Source organism: Pseudomonadota bacterium, assembly GCA_026388215.1.
GTDB lineage: Bacteria > Desulfobacterota > Syntrophorhabdia > Syntrophorhabdales > Syntrophorhabdaceae > JAPLKF01.
The window spans coordinates 23,040-35,779 of record JAPLKF010000092.1 but is presented as its reverse complement, the minus strand read 5'-3'; the positions used below and the strand labels follow the sequence as shown (position 1 = coordinate 35,779).

At 37.8% G+C, this 12,740-nt stretch carries 8 protein-coding genes; 2 read left to right on the top strand and 6 right to left on the bottom strand.

From position 1 onward, the window contains the following. The 4 genes from NTU69_05610 to NTU69_05595 form a co-directional block, all read right to left on the bottom strand. Nucleotides 1-2,000, bottom strand: a 2,000-nt coding sequence (locus NTU69_05610; protein MCX5802996.1) for a GAF domain-containing protein, incomplete at its 3' end; no start/stop codon positions are given. A 47-nt stretch (nucleotides 2,001-2,047) separates the two neighbouring features. Further along, on the bottom strand, nucleotides 2,048-3,568 hold the full coding sequence (locus NTU69_05605) for a MerR family transcriptional regulator (protein MCX5802995.1): 1,521 nt from the start codon (nucleotides 3,566-3,568) through the stop codon (nucleotides 2,048-2,050). 478 nt (nucleotides 3,569-4,046) lie between these two features. Continuing rightward, on the bottom strand, nucleotides 4,047-4,247 hold the full coding sequence (locus NTU69_05600; protein MCX5802994.1) for a 4Fe-4S binding protein: 201 nt from the start codon (nucleotides 4,245-4,247) through the stop codon (nucleotides 4,047-4,049). Next, nucleotides 4,247-6,217 carry an FAD-dependent oxidoreductase gene (locus NTU69_05595; GenBank protein MCX5802993.1) on the bottom strand — a complete coding sequence of 657 codons (1,971 nt, stop codon included), beginning with the start codon at nucleotides 6,215-6,217 and terminating at the stop codon, nucleotides 4,247-4,249. The genes NTU69_05600 and NTU69_05595 overlap by 1 nt, the downstream gene beginning before the upstream one ends. A 220-nt stretch (nucleotides 6,218-6,437) precedes the next feature. Between NTU69_05595 and dacB the strand changes: the two genes are divergently transcribed. After that, entirely contained in the window at nucleotides 6,438-7,949 is a 1,512-nt protein-coding gene (dacB, locus tag NTU69_05590) for a D-alanyl-D-alanine carboxypeptidase/D-alanyl-D-alanine-endopeptidase (protein MCX5802992.1), read from the top strand. A gap of 38 nt (nucleotides 7,950-7,987) precedes the next feature. Here dacB and NTU69_05585 read toward each other — a convergent pair whose 3' ends face one another. Further along, nucleotides 7,988-9,946, bottom strand: coding sequence for an HD domain-containing protein (locus tag NTU69_05585; GenBank protein ID MCX5802991.1), 1,959 nt, complete (start codon nucleotides 9,944-9,946; stop codon nucleotides 7,988-7,990). Nucleotides 9,947-10,448: 502 nt separating this feature from the next. Between NTU69_05585 and NTU69_05580 the strand changes: the two genes are divergently transcribed. After that, the gene (locus NTU69_05580) at nucleotides 10,449-11,354 is read left to right on the top strand and encodes a tetratricopeptide repeat protein (GenBank protein ID MCX5802990.1); all 906 of its coding nucleotides are present in this window, start codon (nucleotides 10,449-10,451) and stop codon (nucleotides 11,352-11,354) included. Nucleotides 11,355-11,377: 23 nt separating this feature from the next. Here NTU69_05580 and NTU69_05575 read toward each other — a convergent pair whose 3' ends face one another. Then, on the bottom strand, nucleotides 11,378-12,694 hold the full coding sequence (locus NTU69_05575; GenBank protein ID MCX5802989.1) for an AAA family ATPase: 1,317 nt from the start codon (nucleotides 12,692-12,694) through the stop codon (nucleotides 11,378-11,380). Between the last annotated feature and the right edge of the window lie 46 nt (nucleotides 12,695-12,740).

Sequence of the window (12,740 nt, the reverse complement as noted above, 5' to 3'; positions counted from 1 at the left end):
TTCCCGAATTGTTCACCATGGATGATTTTATCAACAACCTCTTTGGGGACAAACTTTTGAAACATCTGTCGTATCCCACGTTCATGTTCTGTCATAGAAACCGTTTCTTGATAAAGGCGCGCATTCTCCATTGCAATACTTACCGATGAAGCAATCGATTGTAATAGATGCTCATCACTTGAACTGAAATCACCGGGTATTTTATTCAGCAGTTCAATAACCCCGAGCACCTTGCCTTGCGAGATAATGGGAACACACAGAGCCGATTTTGTTCTGAAACCAGTAATTCTGTCTATTTCTTGTGAAAAATGAGGAGATTTAACAACATCATTCACAATTATCGATTTTCCACAGGTAGCAGCATAACCGGCAATTCCCTGACCGAGCTTGAGCCTCGATTTACGCATGGTCTCCATATTAAGATTAAAGGCAACCCTGAATTCCAGTTCATTTTCATGTAAAAGTAATAGTGAGCCCGCTTCCACATTCATGATAACCCTTACCATATCCATCGTATGCTTGAGAACCTGGTCTATATCAAATGTCGATGAAGCAAGAACATTACCAATCTGTTTTAATGTATCCAGTTCTTGTTTTCGTTTTTTAATGGAGACAGAGAGTGTGTTTTTTGCAATAGCAAGGGAAACGCTATCTGCCACTATATCTATAAACCCTTTGACTTTGTCAAAGATCTCCGGTTCATGTGCGAAAAAGATCAACACCCCTTTCGTATCACCTCCCGTCTTTAATTCACTTAAAGTGCAAGATTTGTAATTATTGTTCATAAACAGTTCTTTTCCAAATTCTCCGTAAAGGGTATTTAAGTCATCCACAATCAGGGTAGTTCCCTGCTCCATAACTTTGTCAATGATTGAGCCTTTGTAAGGATAATAGCCACCCTTTGAAAAATTTGTAGATTCCTTGGTAAAAAGGTCAAATATTACCAGATTATCAGGCCTGTTTTCATCTTTTATTAAAATCATGGCAAGATCAAAAGACACTAGTGTTTGGACATCACGCAAGAATGTGTTGATAATATCGCTGTCACGAAAACTTGAATTAATATTCTTTAAAATTTTCTCAATCACCTTTATATACTCAGTTTTCAGCTCATTTTGTTTAACAAGGCGTAAGTTTTCATATGTAAAGGCTACATTACTTAAAAGTGGTGTCAAAACCTCTATATCTTCCTGGGTAAAAGGTGTTTTATCATCTCGCCGGGAAATTGTAACAACACCGATAATATCCTTGATCGTCTTGATAGGCATACACACGAAGGATTTCGTTGCATAGTTAGAGCGATTACTTCTTCCAAAACGGGTATCCTTTTCAATGTCTTCAACAACAACAGGAGATTTATTAATTACCGCATATTTGGCAATGCTTGTGTTGAAGTCAATTTTTTCCCCTACTGTAAGCTTATTTCCAAGTCCGATAGTTGATTGGACAATAAAGGCTTTTCTATGTGGTCTTTCCAGCATCAAAACAGAACCTACATCTGCATTTACTAACTTCAAAGCACGTTCCAAAGCAATATACAAAAGCTCATCGTTGTCAAAGGTCACATAACAAAGGTCCGAAAGCTCCTTGAGTGTTGATATTTCTGATATCTTTTTTTCCAACAGATTATGAGTATCTTTAAATTGCTTCGCAATGGTATTGAATGATTTTACTAAATTTCCTAATTCATCCTTCTCACTCTGAAACTGAACGCCAGCAACCTGTGCCGTTATGTTTTCGGAGATATCCCTTGATAAATTTACGATTTTGCTGAATATGTTCCTTAACATGCTGAAGCCACAGAGAGCAAAAATCAGCATTGTGAGTAGTATCAGGTGGAGAGACCCGTCTCTTAAAACATTATATTTTATAATGAAAAATAGAAAAGCTGCTGCAGGGAGAGGAAAAAAAAGACCAAAGATGATTTGTAGTTTATAGTAAAGGTCTTTGTTCTTTAACGTAATTACATCTAACAATTTATTCTCAAGTGCTGCTCTCATACTTCTTTTACCTTAATCACTGTGGCTATCCACAACATTTCGTATTATCACGCTCTGCCAATAATTTCGGTAATAGGTAACGCTGCAATATCCATAAATTTTCCACATCTCGGATCATCCACATGTATAAAATCTACAACCCTAGAAAACATGTTTTCGATAAATATTCCTCTACCCAGTGTCTTCCTCTTTATGCCAAAAATAAACCTTTGGCGATCTTCTTTAGCCATTCTGTTTATAAGATTCTTTGTGGTCAAAATTGAACCATAACAGGCAAGATCAGATAGCCTGCTTGCATAATTAATGGTGTCTCCTGAGGCAGCAAATTCTATGTTGTTTGAAGCATGAATTGCACTGAAATATTCCTGCCCTTCATTTATGCCTATATTCAGGTAGAGCTCATTGTCCCATCTTTTGCGTACTTTCCACTCAGCCGAAAGTTTTTCCATCTTATTTTTTAATTCCATGGCACAATTAAGCGAGTTTACAATATAATGCGAATCACGGTCTTTTAAGAAATAATAGACTAACCCGTCACCGGCATGTTTTCCATAAATCCCATAATAGTTTCTGAAAGATTCTTCAACGTTTTTTCTCATCTGATTAATTAGCTCAAAATACTCTTCCGGTGGCAGTTCAGCGCATATCCTGACAGAATCCTGTAAATCTGCCATAAGTACACAGAAATCGATCAAGGCAGGCATACGGCGCTGCAGCAACTCATTAATCACTTTACTGCGGTTTTTAAGAAATTCTATCACCCCTTCTAAAAGCGTATCGCTTGGTTCGTAGAAAAATAACAACCCTTCTCTAAAAAACGTGATGTAAAGTCTGTAGGATCTCGTATTTCCATCCTGTTCCACAATATCAATATGGGTCTGAGTTATTAAATCCTTTTTTGGTATACTATCGGTTCTATCGTAAGACCCTTGAAAATAATTAATTTCTTTCTCCGAAATACCTGAGTATAGTTTAAATACCTCATCTCTTGAAAATTTCGATTTTAAAAAGGTCATGTGAAGGTCAACAATGCTTTCGAGATTTTTTACGTTGCCAGTGTACAGCATATTAAAAAGTAATCTGAAGATGTTTCTCGATTCTGCATCTTTGATGAGCCTTACCGTCTGTTGAAATATCTCTTCTTCTGCTACGTGGTTTATCCATTCTATTTCAAATTTGTAATTTATGAGGTAGGCCGGGGTTTCTATGTTATCAATCGTGAGTGTAAGTTTTTCATCCTCTCTTGAAACCATCTTTTCAGTGATTTTTTTATCTTCATCTTTAGGGGAAACTTTCAAATCATCTTCTACTGCAACTTTCATTTTATTGAATGTATTTCTGAAAATATTAGCTATATTATCAATGGAGTTTCCTTCTTTTTTTAAACGTTTAACGGTTCTGATATCTTCTAGTGCTGATTCAGAAAAGTACCCTATTTTTTTTATTTTCTTATTTTCCTTATCAGGTTTTTTTACTATTGGTTTTGGAATAATACCCAATCGTATGTAATTATTAAGAGTTGCCCTGGATATACTTGTTTTTTTTAAAAGCTCTTTGCTATCTATCATTGCTTCTCTGTATAATTAGACATTTCAATATGAACCCTAATATTTTTTTAATAATGTCTAACATATATATCTTTTATACAGTATAAATACATTTGTCAAGAAAAAAATTAAACTGTTTAAAAATAATTTAAATATTTTAAAATATACTGTAAAATAGAGATTAAATTAAAAATTTGAAGAGAATATGTAAAATTATATATAGACAATATTATTTTTTACTTAGACATTAAATAATTATACTGTTTAAATAAATATGTACTGTATAATTAAAAATGTTGAAATGTCTAAATATGTCTATCTTAAACTTTAAAAATAGTGGTTTTAAAGGATCTGCAATAAAAGAGGAACTACCCTATTTCATATAGCCTTTGTTTTCATTTTAACCGTTATTTTATAGAGAAATAAATGGTTTTATATGCATTAGTAATAAAAAAAGCGTTAAAATGAATTTAATAGATACATTGTAAGATTATTTGTTTTAGGGGTTTGAACCGGAAAAAATTGGGAACATTATTTTTATAGAATCGACAGGACATTCAGATGTACAAAAACCGCATTCTTCACAAAACTCAGCATCTATCTGTGCTTTTTCACCTTCCATATAGATTGCCTGATTGGGACATATATCAATACAACTTCCACATCCTGTGCATGACTCCTTATCGATAACAGGTATCATCAGAGCACCATTCCCAGCCGATATCCATCATATATCGCGTTGTGTAGACGCCTTGGTCTTTTTGCATCGCCTATAAAATAAACCTCCTTTGCCACATGGCCTAAATCCAAATCCCATTCCTTTACAGGTTCTCTTTGTGAAATGATTATCCCATCAACTTCTATGAACTCCTTCTCGGCCATCCTGTTGATACACAGCATCTTTCCTTCAATTCCAACAACCCGGGAATGTGTTAATAGGGTAACCTTTTTTTCCTTTAATAACCTAAGGTATTGCCAGAGGTAAAATGGATTTACGTCACGACCGAGTCTGCCACCCTCTTCCACAATAACAAGATCGTATTCTCCTTGGCGAGATAAAAATACAGCAATCCCAAGCCCTACACCCTCTCCTCCAATAATTGCTGTACGCTTTGGAGGGTTCTTCCCCTTATCTATAATATCTTCTGGCGTGAAAATATTTTGTGAAGTGACTAAAGGAAAGGTTTTAACTATTGAACCGGTAGCTATAACTACTGCATCCGTACCCTCTTCAACCAAAGCTTCAGGGGTGTATTGAATCCCTAAGCGAATCTCTACGCCTGAACGCAGGCATTCTCCTTCAAGCATTTTTATTGGGCGCAGAAGTTCTATTGCGCCCTCATCAACCTTCGAAGCAAGGAGAATACTTCCACCCACTAATTCTCTCTTCTCCAGTAGAGTTACCTTATGTCCTCTTTTTGCAGCAACAGAGGCGCATTGAAGTCCTGCAGGACCACCCCCTATGACTACTATTTTCTTTTTCCTTTTACTCTGGGAAAAACCGTAGTATCCCCAATCAGCTTCATTCTCATGACCGAGGGTTGGCCTTACAGAACACATGATGGGCTGATGATAATAGAGGCGTGAAAAACAAAGGTTGCAAGCAATACACGGGATGATTTCTTCTTCCCTCCCTTTAGATATCTTCAAGGGAAGTTCCGGGTCTGCTATCATTGGACGACACGCTTCCCAGAAATCGATGATGCCGTCACCTATTGCCTTCTCAGGTATCTCGGGTATAAACTGTCGAAATGCTATCATAACCGGAATATTTACAATTTTTTTTACCCTTTCTGCAACATAGAGCCAGTGTCCCATGGGAACATCTCGTGTAATAACTGATACAGAAGATTCATGCCAACCTATCGTCACGCTCACATAATCTGCTCCTGCCTCTTCAGCAAGAAGGAAACTTTCCAGGCTTTCCTCCACGGTATTCCCTCCACGATCATCGAGTAATTCAAGACCGCAGAGTCGTATACCCACAGGTATCGAATCCCCTGCTTCTGCTTTTACACCCTGGAGTACTTCCATCATAAGACGGCATCTATTCCTGATGTCTCCCCCGTATTTGTCAGTGCGTTTATTGGTATAACGGGATATGAATGTTGAAAGGAGATACCCTACAATTCCTGATATTTCTATGATATCATAGCCAGCATCAACAGCCCTACGGGCAGCCCTGATATGGTCCTGCACAGATTCTTTTATCTGATAGGAGGTTATCTCCCGTGGAGGTTTGAAATATGAAAGTCTCTGCGGCACGACTGATGGCATAAGACAATAATCAAGTTCTACACCGCCTTCTCTTCCACAATGCAAAATCTGTAAAGCCGCTAAGGCACCATTACGTTTTATTGCCTCTGCGATACGGGCGAGACCAGGAATAAAACGATCTTCTGCAATACTCATCATTCCCTTGAACCCCTTGCCCTCTCCTTTTGTATCAGGATAAGCGCCTTGCGTGGTAACAATCCCGGCACCACCCTTTGCCTGGGCTTCCATATATGCAACCTCTCTATCACTTACAAATCCATCACCAAATGGAAAATTCGTTTCAGTAGCAGCGTATTTGATCCGGTTCTTCACCTTAAGAGGACCAATTTGACCAGGAGAAAAAATGTGGGGGTACCTTTCTTTATTACTTTCTTTATATTGTTCTTTTCCCATTTACTATTGCCTTATCCCCGACTATTTCGAAAAGTAGGTAACACATGCCGAGAGGCGAAGTCAAGGACATACTATTCTGATTATAAGCATGGACAATAAAAGCAAATAATTCAATCCAGCTATATTATTTTTCAATCATTTATTTGCTTTGTATAGCAGTGATTGGATAAGTTATAATCACTTTGTCCAGTTGACTAAAGCGTTTAAGGGATCAAAGGATATGGGCTCTAAAGAACATAACCACCTTTATTTAATTTTTTTCATATTTATTGCCTTTCTTTCAAGCTCGCTACTTGGATGTGTGATCAAACCAAAACATGAATCCTTCACGCCAGTTGAAAGGCTCCGTTCCGAGTTAGATTGCCTTATAAAGGATGAAAAATTATCATCTGCCCATCTCGGTATTCATATTGAATCTTTAGATACAGGTGAGGTGATGTATCATTATAATGAGAATAAACTTTTCATTCCTGCCTCTAACATAAAACTTTTTACAACAGCAGCCGGCCTGATATACCTATCTCCAAATTTTACATACGAAACAGAACTCCTTACAAATGGAAACATAGAATCCGGTATTTTAAAAGGTGATTTAATTATAATTGGAAGGGGTGATCCAACCATTTCGGGTTACTTTAACGATGGTAACACAATAAAAGTTTTTGAGAACTGGGCAGATACCCTGTCATACCTCGGAATAAAAGAAATTCGTGGTAACATAGTGGTTGATAATTCATATTTTGATGATATTCCTATGGGTGAGGGCTGGAGCTGGGACGATGAAATATTCTGGTACTCAGCTCGAAAAGATGCCTTTTCTTTCAACGATAATTCTATAGATATCTTTATCTACCATGGCGATTCCATAGGTGCACCAGCAAAAGTACGGACAGAGCCGCAAACTAAATATATAAACATAGTCAATAAAGTTATAACAGGCAATCAGAGTTCCGAAGCAGATGTTAGTTTTAAAATGTTATACGACACAAACAACCTGGAGATATCAGGAATATTCCCAATAAATAGTGAAGAATACGGAAAGTCCATTGCTGTGAAAAATCCCGCACATTATGGTGCTTTTGTTTTTGGAGAAACTTTAATGAGAAAGGGGATAACATTTACGGGAAAGGTGTATATTGCAGGTAAAGAACAACCCCCTTTTCAAAATAGAAAGAGGTTAGCTTTTTACCGATCCCCAAGGCTTGATGAAATTATATATGTGATAAACAAAAAGAGTAAAAATCTCCATGCTGAACAACTCCTTCTTACTATTGGTAGGGAATTTAAGGGTAAGGGTGATTCAAAGACCGCCATTTCAGCGATAAGGGAGTTTTTAGAAGGTATTGGTATCAATACGGATAATTTTTTTATGGTTGATGGCTCCGGACTTTCTCGATATAACCTTGTAACCCCAAAAAAGGTAGTTGAGTTACTCCGTTTTATGGCAAGACATAGATATTTCGATTTATATTATAATTCTCTTCCTATTGCTGGTATTGACGGAACCTTAAAAAATAGAATGAAGGCAGCTCCCTGTAAGAATAATCTCCGGGCAAAGACTGGTTCAATGAACCATATACGTAATCTTTCAGGTTATGCAACAACAAAGGATGGAGAGATGATGGTATTCTCCATGATGTGCAACCACTATATCACACCAGCACAATATGTAGACGATCTCTATGAAAGAATATGTTCGAGACTTGCTGTTTTTTTAAGAGAAGATAGATAATTATAAAGCTCAATTATGTAATAAAACTTACAGGAAACCTAAGAATCCGGTTTAAGGACCTCGATGAGGGCTTCAACCACCTGAGGGTCATAAACCCCTCTTTCCACTGCCTTACGGAGCTCACTCAAGGCCATACGAGAATCCCAAGGTTCATGATAGGGACGCCATGATGTCATAGCGCTGTATGCTTCGGCGACACATGTAATACGTGCCCCGACGGGAATATCTTCCCCCTTTAACCCGTCTGGGTAACCATTTCCATTCCACGTTTCGTGATGGTGTTTCACAATCTCAAGAAGTTGTGGTTCCACATATCCTAAACGTTTTAAAATGGCCACACTTTCCAGAACATACTTTTCCACTAACTTTGCTTCTTGTTCTGTGAGGCTTGCAGAACGATTTAAGATGTGATGGGGTACAGCTTCCTTCCCAAGATCCTGAAGATATCCAGCCTGTAAGATTGTTTTTTTAAACTCCTCATTCAAATTCATATGATTGGCTATTGCATATGAAAGTAATCCTACAACCTGTCCATGACCTATGGAACCATCCAGGGCTTCAACGGAGCGAACTAAGTCAGATGGGATGTCCTTAAGAGCTTCAAGTTGGCGGTATTTTGAAGATAGTGATAGTGGAATTACTGAAGGGTCATCCCAACGGTTTTTAATACCCGTGACCTCGTAAATAGTAATCTTCTGCAATATTCCCTTAAGCTGGATTTTTTCAAACTCTTCTTTCTTAAGGTTTGCATCAGCATATGCGAGTCTAATTTCAGTCGATTCCGGGTCCGAAGCTAAGGCACGCTCAAAGTATCGGATAGCTTCTGAAGCATCTCGTAGTTCGTAATAAGTTTTACCAATTTTGTATAGTATCTCAGGATTTTCAGTATCCTGGGCTAACCTCTCTTCAAGAACACTTACTTGTTCAAGCAATTCTTTATCTGTCTGGCGTCCATATCCTTTATTTCGGAGTTTATTTACGTTTATAAAAGGCTCGACCGCTAAGTATGTTGGTTCGTCAATAAAAACCTTTCCAGGTTCACATATTTCTTCCAGACGCTTGGCAACATTTACACGGTCACCAAGGGCACTATATGCCTTACGACGTACCCCAAACATACCTATAATCACATTTCCTGTGGCAATGCCACACCGTAATCGCCAGGGCAGGCTCAAGATTTTAACCTTTTCTTGCATTTTCCAGCCAGCAAGAACAGCCATGAGGGCATGCTGGTCATAATCTATGGGGGCACCAAACTCAAGCATAACCCCGTCACCCATGTACTTATCAATGTGACCTTTGTACATCTCTGTAATTGGTTCCATTTGGCCAAGGAATGAATTAAGTTCCTCGAGAACCACATCGGCGGGATGTTGATCTGAATATGTGGTAAAATCCGTTAAATCAGTGAACATAATACTGATTTCTCTTTTTTCAAACCTTAATTTATCTTCGGTGGCTAGCTTTGCTACTACAGGATCCATAGTGGCGTAGAGCGCTTTTTCAACTTTTTCCTTCATCTCTTCTACTACGCGGCCTCTTTTTAATTCTTCGTAAAGATGGCGGGTTTCCGCAAAACCCTTGGCAAGACGCTCTTGAAGCGAACCAATACCTATACTGGTAATAACAAGGAATCCCCCCCAGATAGAAATCATAACCATGGTGCTTAATTGGGTTCCTCCTACTGTGAACCATTCGGGTCGAATAAAGGCCGAGACAACCACAAGCAAGATAATGTGTATGGATGCCAGGAAAGCATAGCGTTTTCCTAAAAAATATGCGGCTGTGAGTACAGGGAGATAAAAAAGGTTCAAGAATGCAAATTTGAAGGGAAAAAGAAAGAAAACAGCTATTACCAAGCATGCAATTAGCAAAACAAATAAAAGTTCCAGGTAATGAACGATAAAATCCCGGATACGAAACGGCCAACTTCCAATAACTTCAGACCCAGTGATTTCCCGATAATCATGTTCAGTGAATTCTTTCTCTTTTTTCATCGGTTTTTGATCTTTGGACACTGTTTAAATATTATTGTTTTACGAAAAACCTCGACCTCATTCTTCACCATAACTAACTCCTTGCACTCAAATTATTTCCGATATAGCCCTCTAAATCTAAATGATTTTCTGTTTAATCCCTTATAATACTTGTTTTTTAATTACCACTACCTATAAATTTTGTCAACGATAAAGTACTAACCGGTTAATCGCCTTCCCTTCAATTTTAATAATCGGCATTTTATTTATTTTCTTAATTTCATCAATATAGTCGATTTAGCCTGTAGTTAGAGGCTTCCCTTAACTTTTTTATTGTATAGGTCATACACTGGATAGATGTCGATGGGCTTCAGTTATAAATTTCAAGGGTTATTCTGGTCTCTTTACCCTTGACAAGGAATTACTCGTTTGATAGCATGTTTAAAATTTTATAAAAGATATCCCGTTTCAGAACACATTCGTTTCCTTTAAATTTGAGACAGAACCTCAAGGAGGAGGGTAAATGAGCAAAAAAAAGACTGCCAGGGAATGGTTCATGGAAGGGTACAACTATGACAGCACTGAATCTAATGTCGATAAAGCCATTGTAGCTTATAAAAAAAGCATACAACTCGATAATAAGTTTACAGATGGATACGTGAATCTTGGTTTTATTTATTTACAAAAGGAAGATTATGATAAGGCTTTAAAGTGTTTTAATAAAGTGGTTGACCTTGAACCTGATAATCCTGAGGCATATAACAACCTGGGCTATGTCTACGAAAGAATGGAGCGATTCGGTAGCGCAAAACAGATGTATGAAAAGGCGCTTAAACTAAACCCTTTAGATGTTGAAGCAACAATCAATCTTGCCCAGATAGCAGATTTACAGGGTGATTATCAGGGGGCAATTGAACAATATAAAAAGGCTATAGAAATCGATCCCCTTACTGTTTCACCCCGCTTTTGCCTCGCTGTTTTACACGACCGCCAGGATATGTTCGATGAAGCAATGGAGCAGTATAAAAAGGTTTTAGAAATAGACCCTGACCATATAAAGGCCCTTTTCCATCTTGGTAATCTGTATACACAGCAGGGTGACTACAAAAACGCAATAGAGTCATACAAACGGGTAATAGAATTAGACCGCAATCATCCAGAGGTATGGAATAACCTTGGTTCTATTTACGAAGAGATGGGAAATTATGAAGATGCTGTTTCTGCCTATAAAACTTCCCTCTCATTGAATCCATTACATGAACAGGCCAATTACAACCTTGTCCACCTTGATTATATACGGGAAAGGTCAAATCCAGAAGGTTCAAAAAGGGAGGAAATTCTCCGAAGGCTCAATTTCGTGCTATCCATAAACCCAAAAAACAGGAAGGCACAACAGATTTTACAAAAACTGGAAAACAAAGAATCCTGAAAGAACTAAGGCAAGTGTGTTTATTATTGAGTTGGCCCGATTTCTCGTTCAAGCTTATTCAAGATTAAATCCCTGATTTCACTCCATATAGAAACCGGATCAGCTGAAGACGAAGACGTCAATTGAGGATATTTTTCAAGGGTCTGGGCAGCTAAAACTCCGGCTATTTTAAGACGGCTTTCCCTGTTTGATGATTGAGCTTGCTCAAGTATATTGGGAGGAATATCAATTTTAATCTTAAACTCACCAATTTTTGTCTCTTCTGGCGCCTCTGTCGGAACCTCTTTCATTATTTCTGCAGTTTTCTTGGGGGGTTCCGGTTCTAAAACTGGTTTTATTTTTTCTTCAGGAGGTCTTTCTTCTATATGCTCAACCTTCTCTACTTCCGGTTTTACAAAAACCTTTTCTGGTTCTTTTTCTATTTTGGTTTCAATCTCTTCATGTATGGGTTCTTTTTCTTCTCGAACTGGTTCTTTTGCAGGCCTTTTTCTAGGTTTCCTCTTTTGAACGTCCGGTCCAGTTAATTTTTGAAAACGTTCCCCAATCTGATTTACAACCTCCCCAGTTATCTTATCAAACTCATTCGTTTCCCCTGCCTTCAAACACAATTTACAAATTTTGTTAATAAGACGGGGTATACCATGTTCAGAATATTCCCATAAAAAAGGGAAGGTATCTTCGGTAAATATTTTTTTTGTTGCTCCCGCCAGTTTCAGGCGTGTTTCAACATAGTTTTTTAAAAGTTCTTCAGATTGAATTTTGTCTATCCTGTTATAGGTTCCGATTCTCTGAAACAGATTAGCGCGTTTTGGATGTTCTAATCTCCTTGCCAGCTCCATCTGCCCTGAAAGGACAATAGTAAACAAATTTCTGGTGTCATCCTGCATGTTAGTAAGCAATCTTAAACTTTCCAGATTAGCCGGGGAAATGGCATTCGCCTCATCGATAAAAATAAGGACCTTTTTACCTTCATCTATAGTCTCAAATAAAAGTTTATTAAAGGTCTCCAGAAGGTTTATCTTCCCTTTTGTTTCACACTGTTTCCCGGTCAACTGACCGATAGTTTCTCTCAAAAGCTGTACAAAGGACATATCGGGATTGGTAATAAAAGCTATCTTATATTTTTCCTGGTCCAGGGAATCAAGGATTATTCTCAACGATAAGGTCTTCCCCAAACCCACATCTCCAACAATGACCGCAATGCATTCATTCCCTTCCTCTATAGCAAAAAGTGTTTCTGCTATAGTGTTCTCCACCGATATATGGGATTCAACATACATTGATGGGTCAGGGACATTGTCAAAAGGTGGTTTCTTAAGACCCCAATATTCGTAATACATATATAGACTCTCCTTTTTAAAAGTTATACCACTTAATCAAGGACCA

Bases quoted from the DNA above. Each gene is read 5' to 3' on its own strand.
- NTU69_05595 (MCX5802993.1), bottom strand. From the start codon at position 6,217: ATGGGAAAAGAACAATATAAAGAAAGTAATAAAGAAAGGTACCCCCAC.
- NTU69_05600 (MCX5802994.1), bottom strand. From the start codon at position 4,247: ATGATACCTGTTATCGATAAGGAGTCATGCACAGGATGTGGAAGTTGT.
- dacB (MCX5802992.1), top strand. From the start codon at position 6,438: ATGGGCTCTAAAGAACATAACCACCTTTATTTAATTTTTTTCATATTT.
- NTU69_05580 (MCX5802990.1), top strand. From the start codon at position 10,449: ATGAGCAAAAAAAAGACTGCCAGGGAATGGTTCATGGAAGGGTACAAC.
- NTU69_05575 (MCX5802989.1), bottom strand. From the start codon at position 12,694: ATGTATTACGAATATTGGGGTCTTAAGAAACCACCTTTTGACAATGTC.
- NTU69_05585 (MCX5802991.1), bottom strand. From the start codon at position 9,946: ATGAAAAAAGAGAAAGAATTCACTGAACATGATTATCGGGAAATCACT.
- NTU69_05605 (MCX5802995.1), bottom strand. From the start codon at position 3,568: ATGATAGATAGCAAAGAGCTTTTAAAAAAAACAAGTATATCCAGGGCA.